The 16,863-nt window shown below is 66.1% G+C and carries 11 protein-coding genes and 1 pseudogene; 3 read left to right on the forward strand and 9 right to left on the reverse strand.

Annotated features, from left to right (window positions below):
- Positions 1-74: 74 nt before the first annotated feature.
- Positions 75-374, forward strand: coding sequence for a tyrosine-type recombinase/integrase (locus tag ACIQVZ_RS13070; RefSeq protein WP_402449513.1), 300 nt, complete (start codon positions 75-77; stop codon positions 372-374).
- Between the two features lie 233 nt (positions 375-607).
- Here ACIQVZ_RS13070 and ACIQVZ_RS13075 read toward each other — a convergent pair whose 3' ends face one another.
- The 8 genes and pseudogenes from ACIQVZ_RS13075 to ACIQVZ_RS13110 all read right to left on the reverse strand — a co-directional run bounded on the left by ACIQVZ_RS13075 (position 608) and on the right by ACIQVZ_RS13110 (position 9,953).
- Positions 608-1,648, reverse strand: a complete 1,041-nt coding sequence (locus tag ACIQVZ_RS13075; RefSeq protein WP_402449515.1) for a DUF4365 domain-containing protein — start codon at positions 1,646-1,648, stop codon at positions 608-610.
- Between the two features lie 113 nt (positions 1,649-1,761).
- A pseudogene (locus ACIQVZ_RS13080) lies at positions 1,762-2,130 on the reverse strand (restriction endonuclease); the annotation flags it as partial.
- Between the two features lie 21 nt (positions 2,131-2,151).
- Positions 2,152-2,562, reverse strand: coding sequence for a hypothetical protein (locus ACIQVZ_RS13085; RefSeq protein ID WP_402449518.1), 411 nt, complete (start codon positions 2,560-2,562; stop codon positions 2,152-2,154).
- A 133-nt stretch (positions 2,563-2,695) separates the two neighbouring features.
- Positions 2,696-3,307 (reverse strand): DUF5753 domain-containing protein, encoded by a 612-nt coding sequence (locus ACIQVZ_RS13090; RefSeq protein ID WP_402449521.1) that lies wholly within the window; start codon positions 3,305-3,307, stop codon positions 2,696-2,698.
- 184 nt (positions 3,308-3,491) lie between these two features.
- Entirely contained in the window at positions 3,492-4,775 is a 1,284-nt protein-coding gene (locus ACIQVZ_RS13095; RefSeq protein WP_402449523.1) for a hypothetical protein, read from the reverse strand.
- Between the two features lie 635 nt (positions 4,776-5,410).
- A complete protein-coding gene (locus ACIQVZ_RS13100) occupies positions 5,411-7,132 on the reverse strand; it encodes a hypothetical protein (protein ID WP_402449526.1) in 1,722 nt (573 codons plus the stop codon).
- A 239-nt stretch (positions 7,133-7,371) separates the two neighbouring features.
- The gene (locus tag ACIQVZ_RS13105) at positions 7,372-8,511 is read right to left on the reverse strand and encodes a hypothetical protein (protein ID WP_402449527.1); all 1,140 of its coding nucleotides are present in this window, start codon (positions 8,509-8,511) and stop codon (positions 7,372-7,374) included.
- A 308-nt stretch (positions 8,512-8,819) separates the two neighbouring features.
- Positions 8,820-9,953 (reverse strand): Fic family protein, encoded by a 1,134-nt coding sequence (locus ACIQVZ_RS13110; RefSeq protein WP_402449529.1) that lies wholly within the window; start codon positions 9,951-9,953, stop codon positions 8,820-8,822.
- A 1,148-nt stretch (positions 9,954-11,101) separates the two neighbouring features.
- Between ACIQVZ_RS13110 and ACIQVZ_RS13115 the strand changes: the two genes are divergently transcribed.
- Complete coding sequence (locus ACIQVZ_RS13115) at positions 11,102-12,352, forward strand: hypothetical protein (protein ID WP_402449531.1); 1,251 nt, start codon at positions 11,102-11,104, stop codon at positions 12,350-12,352.
- Between the two features lie 256 nt (positions 12,353-12,608).
- On the forward strand, positions 12,609-13,505 hold the full coding sequence (locus ACIQVZ_RS13120) for a hypothetical protein (protein WP_402449533.1): 897 nt from the start codon (positions 12,609-12,611) through the stop codon (positions 13,503-13,505).
- Positions 13,506-13,791: 286 nt separating this feature from the next.
- On the opposite strand, the gene ACIQVZ_RS13125 is transcribed toward ACIQVZ_RS13120, so the two are convergent.
- Positions 13,792-16,863 (reverse strand): type I restriction endonuclease subunit R, encoded by a 3,072-nt coding sequence (locus ACIQVZ_RS13125; protein ID WP_402449536.1) that lies wholly within the window; start codon positions 16,861-16,863, stop codon positions 13,792-13,794.

A 16,863-nucleotide genomic window follows, 5' to 3' on the forward strand; every position in this document is an offset into this window, starting at 1 on the left:
CGGAGCCGTCCAGCGCCTGTCAGGCGAACAGCCCCGACATCACCCGATCAAGTTCAGTAGCCCCTGCGCCCGCAATGGGTACCCAACTGCGCAAGCGCGCCGCCGGGATCGGGCTGCCCAAGATCGGCCTTCACGACCTGAGACACACCGCGGCCAGCATCGTGATCGCCGCCAGCGTCCCGCTGGCCGTCGTCTCCAAGACCCTGCGCCACTCCAATCTCGCCATCACCGTCGACCTCTACGGCCACCTCCTCAAGGACTCCGCCGGCGACGCCGTCGAAGCCCTCGCCGCCACCCTCAACCACGCCGATGCCCAGTGGGTACAACACACTCACCCGGCAGCCTGCGACATCGCCCTGCAGGCAGCGGCATAAGCAGCCAGCGGGCCCTCGGCCAGCTCCTCCGTCGCACCTACGCCTACGGGTCGCGCAACGGCCAGGGCTCCCGCGCTCTGCGGGTGATCTTCTCTGGCAGGTCCAAACCCGAGGTGTAGTGGCGGCTTTGGGCCTCGCCCCTGTCAATCGCCCAGTCGGCGCGCACAAGTTCGGGCACCTGGCCGGCGGTGGCGGAGCCCAGCCGCCGGTCAGACGCAGGCCTGGCCTGCCCGTCATGAGTTCTGCGCGCGCTTGGCTCGAGCGATGGCGCTTTCGATCTCCATCTTGAGGAGTTCGATCTCACGGTTGACGCGGCGAGGGTACGACATGGAATCCGGGTCTTCCCGATGCGGTCGACCGCTAGTTGTGCTCAGGCGCCGATCTGACGCGGGTGGATGGGCTGGTACGACGAGTTGGATGTAGCCGTGGAACATGGCTGTGGCGGGTTTGACGATGACGTGGTCGATCTCCCCGACGGGAAGCGACTGGATGCCTTTCATGCGTGGGCCGTAGCCGTCTTTGCGGATGGTGACGGTCTCGCCGTCGAAGTTGATGCTCCCGAGCACGCCTTTGACGGTGATCAGGCCCTGCTGGGGGCGAGGGAGGTCTGGTGGTGTCACGACCGCCGCGGACATCGTCTGGCCCCTGGCCGGTGCGGCGGGCTCGATAACAGCGCCTCCGTTCTGCTGCTCTTCCAACGCCTGGCTGCGCGGCCGGCTGACGCTTCTCGCCCCGCTCCCTCCATCGAGTCCGCTGGACAACCGAGCACCCTGTTGCGAACCGCCTTCCCGATCACTCCGACCGGTACTGGCAGGTTGCGTTTGCGACTGCGGGGCCTTGCCAAACGCCTCGAAGCTGGCGATGAAATGGCAGATCGTCTTATGGCTCAGCTCGTTTTCACGAGGGATCTGGATCCAGCTGGCCGCGCTGCCATCGCGGAGCTCCTTGGTGAGGTTGATCCAGAACAGCCGTCGCTCGTCGAGGTCGTAGACCACCCCGATGACGGGGATCTGGCTCTGCGTCCAGTCTTCGCGATGGTCCTCTACCGGAATGGCGTAGCCGCTGGCCCTCCGATACTTCTTGCCGCTCTTGACCTGTACAGCGACGACATGCCCTGTGCGCCTGCCGTCTCGGACGATGGCAACGTAGAGGTCTTCTCCGTGATCAGCGCCGCCGTCGATCTCCTGGACCAGGTGATCGTGGTCTTCCAGCAGGGCACGCAGCGCGTTGACTCCCGCCCGCTCGATTCGCCGACGCGGGCTGATCCTCGTCACGTTCGGCGTCTCCTCATCGGCTCATGCGTTCGGGGAGCGGAGGCGCTTGTCCAGCGCTGCCCGGTGGTCCCACGAAGTGTCTCCGAGCCCGTTTCGCGGGTGAGCTCTGGGGGCTACCTGTCCGTGCGGCTGATTCCCAGGACGTCGTAGAGGTGGTGGCCGGCGCCCCAGCGGGCGAGGCGCTCGCGGTCGATGAGGTGGAGCTGGTGCTTCTCCGCGAAGGCGACGGCCGGTGCCGTGAAGCCGTTCAAGCTCACCATGATCGGAACAGCGGCCCGATGCTCTGGCCGGGCGGTGCCGTTGAACGTCTGAACGTCCCCGGAGCCGATCGGCTTCGCGTACCGCTTGCACTGCACCACGACCCGTCGGCTCACCATGTCGCGGGCGATGACGTCGGCCCCCAGGTCGCCGGTTCCGCCCACTTTCACCGCATCGGTGAAGCCGTCCCGTTCGAGAAGCTCGCGGCACATCTCCTCGAACCGGTCAGGTGATGATCCGTCGAACTACTCGAGGGTGTAGCCGATGGGACGGAACTCGTAGGAGGCGGCCGGCTCAGGCGGCGTCGCTGGGCGCAGCGGCCGCTGTGCCCACTGGTCGAGGCGGTCGGTGATCGCGTCGGCCGCAGAGGTGCGGGCGAGCACGACGCGGGTGGTGATGCCTGTGCGGACCAGGGCCCACAGTGGGGTGAGGAATCGACGTAGTGGGCGGTCCAGGCCTGTACGGATGAGCGTCCAGCGCAGCCCGACGATCACCACCGCAGCGCGGACCAGTACGACCACTGCGGCGAGCGGGTTGGCCCAGGCCCAGATCGCCCCCTGCCACAGAGCTGCGGCCACAACGAGTACGGCGACGAGCAAGGCGAGTCCCGTCCGATCACTCTCGCCCTGCGTGGTGCCGCCGCCCTGCGACGTCATTCCAGTCTCCAGTCCTTGGTCGCCGTTCCCGAGCGCGATCGTGACGCGGCCGGGAAGCGTAGTCGCGCGCTGTCGCTCTTCTCGGGAGGAAGCCGGGGTCTCGTCTTGCCCAGCGTCCGTCGCGCTGCGGCTGTCAGGTTCCACCGAGTGCGGTCTCGATAAGGTCGCGTGCGGCCGCGCCGTATACTGCGGATGGCTGGAGGCGGTCGAAGGCCTTGCGGAACACCGCGAGGCGCTCCGGAGCGGTGATGGTCTCGCCACCGCGGAAGCCCTCCACCTCCACCCGGCGGTCGTCGAAGATGGAGAACCCGTCCCCCGGGTAGACCAGCAGCCGGGCCCTGGCGGGCACGATCCCGAGCGTGAGCCCGGGCAGGGAGAGCGCGTCGGTCAGCCTGCGCAGCTGACCGTGCATCACCTCGGGGCCTCCGATGTTGGTCAGCAGGGCCTGTTCCCCGAGGAGGACGTGGTACGTCCGGCCTTCCTGTCCGATGAACTGAGCGCGGGCGGTCCGGGCTGCAACGCCGGCCTCGATGTCGTCAGGGATGCCGTGGAAGTCGACGACCAGGCGCAGCATGGCTTCGGCGTACTGGGGTGTTTGGAGATTGCCCCACACTACGTTCGGCGAGTAGCCGAGGTAGTGGCGGGTCGTCCTGACGAGGTCCAGAAAGGACTCCTGTACTGGGCCGGTTCCCTGTTGGAGAAGGCCGTCCCAGGTGCCGTCGGCCGAGCCCGCTGCAGTCGCCATACGCGAGATTGTTCCAGTGGATGGTGACGCCTGTCCCGAAGTTGCTTGCTCTCGCGGCCAGTACAGCCTTTGCGGGCATCGGGGCCGAGGGCTCATGGCCATCGCCATCGCCATCGCCATCGCTCGAACGTACGGGGCCTCGCGCAATCACGCGAGGCCCCGCGACAGGTGTCGGCGCCTACGCTCAGGGCACCAGGATGCGGATGGCCAGGACGGAGCCGTCCGGGTGGACGGACACCGGGCCGCCCCACTCTGAGTCCCAGGTGTCGGCGGGCCAGTCGGCTCGGCGGTCGTGGGCTTCCTCGCGGTACTGGGCGAAGCGACCGCCTGCGAGGTGACCGAAGAGGTCGGCCTCGACACCCGAGAAGGCCTCGACGCGTGTCCCGTTCAGCCGGAGCACGTGGTCGGTGCCGACGAACGGGATGCCGTGGAGGGTCGCCTTGGCATCCTGGACGCTGCCCAGCGCCGCGTGCGCCACGCCGGTGAACCGCTCCCTGCCCTGGCGCTGGGTCAGGTATCGGGCGATGGTTCCCGCATCGCCCGCGAACGCGGCCAGAGCGGCTGCGGAAGTGCGGGCGATGGAGTGCTGGAACCAGGCGAAGTGCTCGGCCCTGACGTGGATACCCGGCTCCGGTTCGGGTGTCTCGTCGCCTTCCGCCGACGGCTGGATGCCGGGGAAGAAGTTGTCCTGCTCCAGCACCGCGTCCAGATCGCGCAGGATCACCCCCGGTCCGGCGAGCTTGCCGCCGTTGCCGGGAGCATGGAGTGCGTGCACGGTCATCGGACCTTCCACCGGGAGTTCGGTACTGAACACCAGGGCGGGCGTGTCGGCCCATCCGCCGATGTGTACGCCCTCGGTGTGGACGGCGGCGGAAAGGAGTTGCGTGTGGGACACGGACGTCCCGCTGTGGTTGCCCTTGCACACGATCGGATACACGCGCGAAGGACGGCCGGGCTTCCACACCTCGGCGAAGAACTGCGGCCGGTACCGGTAGCCGATCGTCTGCCGGGGATCCTTCTTGGTCACGTCCCGCGCGGCCAGCGCCCACCCCGCCCGCAGCACCGTGTCCGAGGGAACGATGGAGACGCTGTGGTCCGGGTGGCGCCGGATCAGCACGTGCCGGGCCAGTGCGAGGCCGAAACCCATGGCGAGCTCGTCGGACTGGGTCTTCTTGTAGTACTCCGCGGTATCGCGCCCCTCGGCCGACAGGGCCATGAACGTGCCAGGGGCGCCGGTCAGGGCCTGGGTGTACTTCAGACACCCCCAGTGTTCGGCCAGCCCGCGCCCCGCACCGCGGCGCGACAGTGCGATCGCCCGGGCGAGGCTGTGCAGGACCTGCCACGGCGCCAACTGGACTGCGGCGCCCAATTCTCGTGCCGGTACAGGTTGGAGGTCGGGCTTGCGGCGGAGGGGTTCGAGGTCGTTCTCCTCGCGCTCCTTGTCGTCCTTCGCCGCGGCCGCTTCCACCTGCCCGAGGAGTCTGGGCGTGGAGTGCGCTGCGGCGTTGGATGGTTGGGCCAGTTCTCGAAGTATCTCGGCTGCGTGGGCCAACGTGTATTCTTCCCCTCCGGCTCGCCGTTCCCGCAGGACTGACAACGCACCATAGGCATTTGTCTCGGGGCGCGCGCCAGGGCGTGTACGGGCGGAAGAACGCATCCTCCGTTCGGATCGTGCGCCTTCACACCACCCACTGTCAGATCAACCACGGCGACGATGCGGTACTTCCAGTCGGTGCCGGACCTCAGCCGGGAGGGCCTGCGCGAGGCACTCGTCACTACACGGCTGGCCCTCCAGTGCGCGAAAAGGTGCTGTCTGGCCCGTCATCCGTCATCGGGGTCGTCCGTGTACCACGGGCGAGCGTTCAGCGGGGTCAGTGTCAACGTCGCCTCGGCCGCCCAGCCCCTTCAGCCAGGGCCTGGGCGCCTCCACGCACCGAGCGTTGTCCTACCGCCTCATGAGGGCCAGGTTTCAGGTAGGGCCGCCGCCGCCTAATCTTCGCCGACCGATGCGCCCGGCAACCGCATGTCGCCGCTCTGTGCAACGGCCCTAGCCTTCTTCGTGTTCGCCGTCCCGAGCCCTTCGTCCTCCCGGTCGGGTGCGGGTCAGGTCGCGGAAGGCTCTCCCGCTCCAAGATCTCCTGCCATGTGGACCTCTCTCAGCAGTAGGAGCGCGGCCTGGAGGACGAGGGCGATCCGGTGGCGGGGAGGACACACGGTAAGGCCGTGGAGAACGTCGTTGCGCAGGTTCATACCCTGCTCTCCGTCGGTGAGGAGCAACCGGATCGAGCGTACCCAGTCCTCGGTGAAGCCAGCCTCGCGCATGTCTGTGATGAGTCTTCCGAGTTGGCTCACTCCGCCGGGTGTGTCTCCCTTCGGGACCTGGATGACGGTCACACCACGACTTCGCAGGATCTCACGTAGCAGGCCTTCGACCTGTGGCAGAGCCAGATGGATTGCCGCGTCGTCTTCGTGGAGCCAGAAGTATTGGAAGGCGTGGGCGAGCATCCGCAGGCGCCAATCCGGAGCCAGCTGGTTGGGTGTGAAGACGTCGATCAGTTCTTCTTCGTCCGGGTTGAATCGTTCGCGGATCCGGTCGAGTTGCGCTTCGATCCGGAGGCCTTCCATGTCCATGGCCAGGAGGTGGTACCTGGCCTGGATCGCGGTGCGACCATCTACCCCCTCTGCCGAGACCGGCACCGGACCGTTGGGGTTAAGCCGGCCGCTCGCGATGGCGGCTACGAAGGGGGCCGACTCGGCGAGCACCGTAGCAGCGCGTTTGGCCGTGGCACCGCCGCCTGCCGGTGGTGAATCCGGGAGGACGACCGCCCAGAGGGCCTCCTTGAGCGTCGGGGCTCCCTCGATGCGGGCCAAGTAGAGGTCGGTCAGCTCCTTGAGCTGCTCGACACGCCCGCCGAGTCGGACGAGGCCGAGGTCCTGTGTGTTGATCGACTGCATCTTCAAAACCGCTTCGTCATGGAGGTCGCCCAACCCGAAGTTCCGGGCTGCGGTGGCGGCGTCGCTGAGCAGCATGGGCTTGAGGGCACCAGAGGCCGCCTCGGCATGCTGCAGCATGATCTCGACGATCTGTTGTTCGATCGCCTTTGCGGTCTCAGCGTCCCTGGCCCGTGACCGCTTCATCCTGAGGAAGGCGACCTTCAGATGGGGGTCGCTGACGTGTCCGATCGCGCGGTCCAGCAGTTCGGAGACCTTTGCCTCGACCGAGCCCTCCTGCTGAAGCGGCTCCAGGAGCGCATGGAGCAGACCACCACGCTGTTCTGGGCCGTCCAAGATCTCCTCCACCATGGCCACCATGTCCCGGACCACACGGTCTCGGAGATCGGTCTGCCCCCAAGTGAGTGCCAGGTCCAAGGCGTCGGTGACGGCGTGAACAGCCCTCACCTGCCCGGCGGGCTGCTCGTCAGCGGCCCAGAAAATCGCGGCTCCCTCTCGGTAGCCGGCGATCGCCCCTTGCGCGTGGAGATGTCGGCGGCCGTGGCCGCATGCGCGCAAGAGGTCGAGAAGATGACCACGGATGCCCGGATGCGCTGCTTGTTCGGCGTAGAGGGCCCATAGTTCTTGGGTCTCACTGGGAACCATCTTCGGGTCGGTCGGCCAGGGGTCCTCTGGATCGCCCTGGTACATGCCCGTCAGCGATCCGTCCTGACGCTCGAAGAGCAGGGCCGCCCGCAAGGCCTCGAAGTGATCGGCAGCTTTCGGCGAGCCTGCGGCTTCGGGGTCGAGCGAGACTGCAACCTGCCGGTTTGATATGAAGCCGCTCGAGGCATTGTCGAGCGCGGTCAAGACCGCGGGATCAACGTCTGGCATCGGGTCGCCTTCCTCATGCATAGAGCATGTACTGGGCGCAAGGCCGCCGCCCGGGCTTACCCCGGATTGTGGACGCTCCTGCGAAGCGGATCTTGGGACCCGTGGAGAGGATGTCCTCGTGGGTACTGCGAGGTAACTCGGGGAAGCTCAAGCGGGACGCAATGGCGCTGGTGGACCCGGTGTCACCCGGGGCGTGCGCCTCACACATATCCGCCCGGTGTCCCACACCACCAAGCCAGCTACTCGTCGCTGCTGCAGTTGCTGGCATAGGGGTGGACTGATCGCTCAGCGTTGAACGGCGTGAACCAGGCATCCACACTCATCGGAGCGACGCCCAGCGCCTCGGCCCCAGGACTCTGGTCGAACCCGTCCATGGCTAGCTCGTAGAGCCATTCGTGGTCCAGGTCCTCGTACACGTTCTCGCGAAAGGAGCCGAGCGCTTCCTTGGCGCCGTCGTCCAGCAAGCCGTGAAGGTCGAGGGTCACCTCGGTGGTCTCCAGCAACAGCCGCAGCAGCAGTTCCTCGGCAACGCTGCTCAGCTGAGCGAACCCCGGCCGGCTCAGGCGGCCGGTCAGGTCAACGGCTGTGACCAGCAGCTGGCGCGCGAACAGCGGCGTGTACAAGTGCGCGAACTGGGGCGGAAGTTCTTCCAGTTGGAGCAGTCCACCGTCGCAGTGCGCAACGCTGGGGCTGTCGCCGAGGGTGTCGAGATCCTCGAAGAGCTCGTCCAGCAGGATGTCGATGGAGTAGAAGAGGGCACCGGCCGCGAGTTCGGCGTCCTCGCGTGCGACGTTGAACTCCTCGTCGAACTCCTCCCCATCCTCATCCTCCAGATCCTCAGCGGTCAGGTACCCGAAAGTCGCGGGGCCGGCACCGGCGAGCTGCGGCGCGAGCGCCTGCAGCCTCGCTCGCATCTCCTCCCGCTCCTCCTCAGTCGTCCCGGTCTGCGACACAGGCTCCTGGCGGGACTTGCGGTGGGCAGCAGCGCGGGCGGCTAGGTCGGGCGCGGGCGCGTCAGGACCTCCGGCTGCCTCCAGGCTCTCCTTTGCTGAGTCGACGTGCAGTTGGACCTCGCACGAGTTGATCAACCACTCGGCCAACGGCTCACAACCCTCCAGCAATTCGGCGACCAGGGCTCCGACAGCCGCTTCGGCGTTCTCCAGGGATACCGCGTCGACGAACACCTTCAGCAGCGCACCCTCGGGGTGGACTCCGATGAACGTATCGGTGATTTCGACAACCTCTCCGTCCTCTCCCTCGATGGCCTCGACCGCGTCGAACGCCTCGCGCAGGAGATGGATGACGCCTGCGCGCTGCAACTCGTCGAGTTCGGGAGTGCCGTTGGGCTGGCTGGTGTCCACAGTGACCGCGTAGCTCACGACACCAGCCTGCCCTACGCGACCGACACCCCGGGGCCGAACGTGGCGACGGTGAGCGCACTTGGAAGTACAAGAAAGGGGTCGTCCCAGGTCAGCCACTGAAATCGGGACTGGTGGTCGGATTGTGGTCGTCGAATTTTGCCCACTTCCGTCCCAGCCGGATCAGAGTGGTGAACCTCGCCGAGTACGCGCCTGTCGGCCGAGGCACCCTCCCGCTTGGCCGCGCTTGTCGACGCATCAAGGGCGTTGACTGAGGCCAGCCCAGCGCCGAACACACTGGCGAGTGCAAGATAACCAGCTCACCACGACTACGCGAATGGGTCGCGCAGCGGCCTGGGCTCGCGGACTCCGCGGGTGATTTCCTCCGGCAGGTCAGGACCAGCGGTGTAGTAGCGTCCTTGGGCCTCGCCCTTGGCCAGCAGCCAGCCAGCGCGCACGAGTTCGCGGATGTCACGCTGGGCCTGCTGTTCGCTGAGGCCGGCATCCGTCTGATAGGTGGCGCGGCGGACTCGGTTGCCCATTGCGGCGGGGTAGAGACCGTAGAGCATGCGGTCGGGCCAACCGCGCTGCTCGAGCGCCTCATCGAGAGCCGACCAGACCTCACGGGTGGTCTGCACCTGCCGCTCGACGGTCTGGGCCTGCTGGTGGTGGGCACGCAGGCAGAACCGCACCCACGGGAGGGTGTCGCGCTCGGGGGTCCAGACGGGGCCGCCGACCTCGGCCAGGACGTCGTAGTAGCGGTAGGTGTTGCGAGCTCGCCCGAGCCACTCCTCGATGCTGGAGAACTCGGGAGCCATGATCCCTTCTCGGGCCAGCACCAGGGTATGCAAGGCGCGGGACATGCGCCCGTTGCCGTCGGACCACGGGTGGATCGCCACGAGGTTCAGGTGCGCCATCGATGCTCGAACCAGCCCCGGCGCTTCCAAGTCGCCCTCGTTGAGCCAGCCCACCAGCTCCCCGGTCAAGGCCGGCACCTGCTCGGCACCCGGAGCGGTGTACGCGGCGATGGTCGGATCCTCCGCCGAAGTCACGTAGACCGGGCCGCTGCGCCACCAACCGGGCCGCTTCAGCAGGTGGTGACCCTGCATCATGAAGTGCAGCGCGTTCAACAAGCCCTTGCTGTAGGCGAAGTCATCACCGGCCTCGGCGAGGCGCTGGATGTAGGTCATCGCCTGACGGTAGCCGTCGATCTCGGCAGTCACGGTCTCGTTCGCGTCGATCGGCGCCTCACCGACCATGATGTCCTCGACATCGGAGACGCTCGCAGCGTAACCCTCGATGGTGTTCGACCCTGCGATCGCGCGCGCGGTCAGATTGCGCCGCAGCTGCCCCTCCCACCGTCGTGAGGTGCGCAGATGCAACCGCAGACGGTCCCGCATCTCCTCAATCTCGGCGAGGATCCGAAGATCCGTTTCTCCCAGCAAAGGCGACGAGTACAGCATGCAGCAATAACACCATCATGGCATCACCACGTCAAGCACAGCCTCGGCGATTGCGCCGCACACGACCAGCCGGCCTCGACCCTGGACCATGCCACCGCCCTGTCGGGTTTCGACAAACAGCACCTGCATCACCGAGATCGAATTGCACATACCCGAAGTGAGGCATCAGTCGGATGCCCGACCAGCAGCGGCACGCACAGGATTGCCGCCCTACCCCCTTCTGAAGTGCTCGGCATAGGAGCACCCCCGGCACATCGTCATATCCGGGCTCGTCATGAGGCGACAGGACAGAAACCGATCCCAGACGCCCATCGCCCACCTGCGGAATTCGGCGCTACTTTCGACACAGCGGATCGTCTGACCATCCACGTGGCGATGCACAGCCTCGCCGTCCCTGATCCGCAAGGTCGGAACTTTGACCGGTTTGCGCCGATTTGCCACCCGCTACCGCACTTGACTGGAGAGCCTGGCGGGTCAAGGCGCGTCACCATCAGACTCTCCACCGCACCCAAGACACGACAGTGCGTCAGCAGCAATCGGGGCAATACGGGCACAAACCCCGAACGCGGAGGCCATGCCGATGCGACTCAGGGGTGAATCGTGACCGCGACTCCTTGGCTCTGGTCCCCAGCTGGTCCCCAGCAAGATCGCCAGAGGGTCCTTGGCTCGGGCCTGATCCGCCAACACGCCATCAGCAAAAAGGCCGCTGACCTGGGATTTCTCCCGGCCAACGGCCTTTCCGACTCATGTCGGGACGACAGGATTTGAACCTGCGACCCCTTGACCCCCAGCGGTCGAAAGGGTGTCCGACTGGTGTTTATCAGTCCGAATCCCGCAGGTCAGGGCCTACCTCGTCCGCCCCGCATGACGCCTGATGGCACCTCATGACGCCCAGTCCGTGAGAGGCGCGTGAGAGGCAGTTCGCAAGGGGGATCTCAGGAGTGATTTGCCTCACACCCCCAGTGTAGCCCTCGTTCAGCTTCCGCAGAGTGCTCCCTTATCGTTCCGCCGCGTGCATCGCAGCTGGCGTCCGGGCCAGGCGACCCTGCGTCGCTCGCAGTCGGCAGCACACCCGATCCACCACCTCCTGCCGCACAACTTCGACCGAACTCGACCAGGCTGTCGGGGGTGCTCGCTAGCCTGCTCCCATGCCGTCCAACTCCCCCGTCTACAGCATGGCTCTCGGCCAGCTCATCGCTGCAAACACTCCACTCGGCCCTCTCTACGAGAACCCCATTACCTGCTTCACCCCAGCCTCCGGCACGGGCAAGCTCCATGGGGAGCAGACCTGCGGCGCCCTCCGCTCAGCCGCATCCGTCCACGAGGTCACGACCGCGCTGCACGACGCGACACCTCGACTCTGCGCCAACTGCCGCTGGCCTCTACCGGCCGACAGTCCTCTCGTCGGGTTCGTCGATGCCGTTCGAACCATCAGGCGACTGGAGTCGTACATCGGCCCGGAGCCCTCTCCGGACACGGACTTCGACGAGGCCGAAGAGCAGGACGCGGCAGCGGCCCTTGCCACCGGCGAGTACCCGAAGGAGCGCGCCGGAACACCTGACGACGAAGAGAAGGAGACGGAAGAGGACGCCGACGACAAGGAGTGGGAACGGTTCAAGCACGCGCGTCTCATCCGCGAACGCCACCGCGGCCACTGGCGCTACCTCCACGGCTACATGATCGAGAGCGCCGAAGCAGTTGCCGCACACCCATGGCTCCGCAGCTTCGCCGAACCCCTTCAGCACGCGCTTGCGGTTGAGATCGAACGTGAGCGGCACGCCCTTGCCCGACTCCTGCGTCCGCAGGCGCTCCTCGACACCGCGGCCATCCGCGCCCTTCCCTCCCCGGAGCTCAATGTAGGGCCCGAGTTCGCCATCCTGGGCTCAGATGCGGACCAGACTCTCCGGCGGGCCTGGTCGGAGTGGCAGGACTCGGCAGCCACGTCCTGGAAGGCCCTCGAAGACGATCACTTCGCTGCGTACTTCGTTCTCCACGACGCTATGAAGCGGCGCCGCAAGGGGCGCGACGAAGCTGTCACTGCCCTTGAGCGGCTCACCGCCGAATGGATCGGCGCTGCCCGCGTTGTCGTCGCCCACCACGGTCGGTCGCCCCGCCGCATGGTTGCCGTCAAACTGCCCACGCTGCACTACGACCCGTACAGCGCCGAGAGCCGCGATCCGCTCACCGACTGGGAGGCCGGCATCATCGCGACCTACCAGATCGCCGCCAACTGGGACACCGCCGCCGTCGCCCTGCTTCTCCCGAGCCTGGTCGCCGAACATCTCATCTCCGACGCTGGCAGTCTCATGCCGACCGCCTACCTCGACGCCGAAGAGTCTGGCCTCTCGGTCAGCGTACTGCTGGCCAACTGGCGGCCCGACGAGACCGGCCGGCCGTAGACGAAGCCGAGCCGCCGTCCGCCAGCCAGCTCGCATCAGGGAATTGGCGGAGGACCCAATTCGGACTTCCGTGCGACGCCCCGTGCCTGCGAATCAGCCGAGCTGTCACCAGCTTAGTGGGCTTAGGGGATCATGAACGCTTCCTGCTAGTCCGCCCGTTGGAGACGTACGACCGATGAGTACTCCCGATGCCGCTGGCCCCCTGTCGGCCGCCCACCTCGCGTTCCTCCGGGGAACGGACCACGCTGAGAGCAAGATGGCAACTCAGATCGCACATGGTCATTTCTGGGAAGAAGAACACGTCACCCATGAGCTGTGCGAGCAGATGTTTCCGGAAGTGCGGTACGTGAAATTCAACCGCCCTCAGGAAACGTTGATCGGCGCCGACTATCTCTGGTGGTGGTCCGATCCAGACGGCCAATCCTTCGGATGCCTAATCCAAGCCAAGAGCCTCAAGAAGCGGGGGAGCTCATGGCGGGTCGGGTCAGACAACCGGGGCAAGCTCGACAAGCAGCTGACCCGGCTTCTCGCGGCGGCAGACGAGCTCCAGGTCCCCGCCGCCGTCAGTCTCTACGCCGGGGACTCCGCCTACCGCCACGAGCTCGTCTGTTCCTTCGGCCATCAGGACGCCCCGTGCAACCGGCGCGAAGGCGCCGCAGTCACCCTTCTCCCCGCGTTGCCGGTCCTGCATGACAACCGGCAGCAGGTGGGACGATCCCTCATGACGCGCCTGCCTGTTGGCGGCGTTGACGGTGCCGACGTCTTCCACCAGGCTCTCCCGCTAGTCCGCCTGACGGATCCTGGGCCCGACCCCCAGACCATCACCTATACGGACCTCGACCTGAAGGGAATCCGTCGCGATCTGCGGCCCTTCTTGATGGAGGACCAGTCTGGCGCCCGCAAGGTCGCAAAGATGCTTTACGACGCTATGCGTCGCTACCAGGCCAGCGACGGCGTGCCCAAGGACAGGGTCGAATATATGAGTCCCTGGCAGCTGTCCTCGCGCCTCGACTTCACCCGCTCCACCTTCATCCGTCATGTCCACCGTGGCCTACGCTCCGAGCTGCCCAGCTACGTCGAGCGCGCCCTGGCCGGCGCCGTACCCAGCAGCATTGCTCAGTACGCCGCTGGCCTCGTCCTGGTCCAGCTTTAACCCCGGACTTCGCACATGGGGTTTCAGGTCTCCAGCCAGCGTGGGCGGGTTTCGTCGATGCCGAGTAGGGGCTTTACTGAACAGGCCCCACGGTGGAAATGGCCTACGACCTGCGAAAATGCCGGTCGGGACGACAGGATTTGAACCTGCGACCCCTTGACCCCCTGCCGTGAGAGGCGCGTGAGAGGCACGTAAGTCGGGGTGAGGTCTGTCACGCCAGTTTCGGGCTCGAGCGGCGCGCGGAGGCCCGGCAACCACCACAAGTTGCCGGGCCTCCGCGCATCTGTCAGTCCACGAGGTAGTGGGCTTCGATGTAGGCAACGGTGGAGTCATACGGTTCCCCCACCGGCTTCAGCATGTACCGGCGGAAGACCGCGGCGGTGGCCCGGCGGGCGCCTCGGTTGCGAGCGTCGGCGTTGTCCCATGACTGGGCGAGGGTGCGAGTGACCACCAGGTCGATCTCCTCGGCCAGGTTCCTCTCTGTGACTGTGAGGCCGGTCGGTGCGTGATCGTGGATGATCCGCGACAGGACACCCACGTGGTCGTCGTCCAGCACGACGACGGCATTGTCGGGGTGCTTCTCGGCGTTGACGATAGCGCGGGCGATCCGGAGTGCTTCGGACAGGAACTCCAGAGCGTCTTGGGAGTTCTGGATGATCCGATCCCGCAGCTGCTTGATCCGCTCTGCAAGGGCGGTGTACTTCGCAGATCCTGGTTCGACGCCCTTGTCGAGGGCGGCCTTGATGCGGTCTAGGATCTCCGCGGCAGACGGCGTGTTGTCCTCGTCGTCCTTGTCGGGCTTGGGGCGGACGAGGGCCAGCAGCTCCTTGAGTATGACGATGCCCTGGGCGTCCAGGACGAGGGCTTCCTCCTGGGAGGCGACCACGTTGAAAGAGTGGACATGGGCGTTGATGATCTCCAGGACCATCGGCCCCAGCTCTGCCAGCCGTTCTTTCCTCTCTTCGTCCGAGGACTTCTTGAATAGGGTCGTGTACACGGATCCGAACAGCCCGAAGCCGTCTCGGTACTTGGTGACCCGCTTATCAGTACTGATGAGCGGGTAGAGGCGGGCCAGGAGCCGGTAGTCCTTGGCAAACACCTCGGCGGCGCCACGATTGGCGTCCAGGAAGACGTTGATGGCTCGCACAGACTCGTATCCGTGGACGGTGAGGTCCAAGCCGTCCACGTCCACGAGAAGGTCTTCGATGCGGGCGAAGGTGGTGCGGAACTCAGCGACCAGCTCGGACGGGTCGGTGACGAAACCGCCCCCTTTCCCGGCCCCCTCCGAGGTGGGGTCGGCAACGGCCCGCTGGACCTCTTCGGCCAGCCCAATGTAGTCCACGACCACGCCGGAGGTCTTCATGAACCCGCTCGGGGACACCCAGGTGCGGTTCGGGCGGGTGATCGTCTGGAACAAGGTGTGGGCCTTCAGTGGCTTGTCCAGGTAGAGGACACCCTCGTTGGGGGCGTCGAATCCAGTCATCAGCTTCGAGGTCACCACCAGGAAGCACAGCGGGCCGTCCGGGCTGAGGAACCGCCGCTTCTGCTCCTCCTCCTCGGTTTCTGAGAGCTGGAATGGCCGCATGGCGGGGTTTTCGTTCTTGGCGTCCGAGACGGAGATGTTCACCTCCGCGGTGATCCGGTCGTGCTTCCCGACCTCGGCGAGCACCTGCGACACCTCGAAGCCGGCCAGCAGCTCGTTGATCTTGTCCCTGTACGCCACAGCCAGCTCGCGGTTGTAGGCGACGACCTGGGCCTTAAGACCGTTGCGGTAGGCGCCGGCCAGGTAGTGGTCCACGATGTCCTGGCAGACTGCGTGGATACGGTCGGGGTTGGCGAACACCGAGGTGAGACGCCCAAATTTGCGGGACAGGGCCTCACGGTCGGGGTCGTCGAGGTCGAAGTCGTCGGCAAACTGGTCGAACTCAGCTTGCAACGCCTGATCTTCGATCTCGAAAAGGACCGGGCGGGCGTCCAGCATGACCGGGACAGTCGCCTCGTCCAGTAGGGACCGGGACACCGAGTACCGGTGTAGCACCCTTCCATGGTCGGTCTCCTCGCCGAAGAGGGTGAAGGTGTCGGTGGCGAGGTTCCTGACGGGGGTACCGGTCATACCGAAGAACTTCGCGTGCGGCAACGCTGCGCGCATCTGCCCGGCCAGGGACTTCTCCTTGGCGGACTGGGTGCGGTGTGCCTCGTCGACCAGCACGATGATGTTGCTCCGGGTCGACAGGTTCTTGCCGGCATCGGCGAACTTGTGGACAGTCGTGGAGATGACGCCGCGCACGTCGTCGGCCAGCAGGGAACGCAACTCCTGGCTGGTCGCGGGCTTGTGGAAGTAAGCGTCCCCCATCGCGGAGGTGAACACCCCGGAGGTCTGTCGGACGAGCTGAGTCCGGTCCGAGAGCAGGATGATCGTGGGTGACTCGGTGCGGGTGTCGGCCAGTAGCAGCGAGGCGGCGAACACCATCAGCAGCGTCTTCCCGCTGCCTTGATGGTGCCAGATCAGACCCTTCTGGCCGCCAGCTAGGACTCGCTCGTGGATCAGGTGGGCGGCTTCCATCTGCGGATAGCGGGGCAGGTACTTCTTGTCGACCCCGCCCCCGGAGGTATCGAAGAGGGCGAAGTTCGCCAGCACGTCCAGGACGGTGGCCGGGTTGAGTAGCAGCTCGACGGAGCGCTTCACGTCGTCCTGCCCCGACAGGTTCTCATCGTCGGCAGTGGACCGGAACGGCTGCCACAGGTTCGTCGGCGCGCCGGCGGCACCGAACCGAATCTTCCGCCCGTCAGAGGCAACAGCGAAGACATTGGGGGTAAAGAACCACGGGTACTCGGCTGCGTACACGTTGTTGATCTCGTGGGCGGCGTCGATCCACCCGGACTCCGCGGTCGGGGACTTCACCTCTACCACTACCAGGGGCAGGCCGTTCACCCAGTACACGAGGTCGAACCGGCGGGAGGTCTTGCCGGGGACAGTTATGGTCACCTCGTCGGACACAACCAGCGTGTTGGCGGTCGGGTGCTCGAGATCAATGACCTTCAGGGCGTGCCACACGCCGTCGCCGTCCCGGAACTCCTTACGCCCACGCAGCATGCGTAACACCTGCTCGTTGGCCCGCACCAGCCCGCCTTCGACGGCATTGACCGTGGCAACGATCTCCTCGACGACCGCGTCCACGTCGAACCCGTCGATCACCCCAGGGTTGAGCCGGACGATGGCATCCCGCAGCTGGCCGATGATCACCGTCTGCGTCGTCTCGCGCGGCAGCGACCTGCCCGCGGTGAAGCCCCAGCCTATCGGGATCGACCACTGGATCATCAGGTTCTGGAACTCACGCTCGCGAATACCCTTCGCCAC

This window comes from Kitasatospora sp. NPDC098663 (assembly GCF_044760075.1).
GTDB lineage: Bacteria > Actinomycetota > Actinomycetes > Streptomycetales > Streptomycetaceae > Kitasatospora.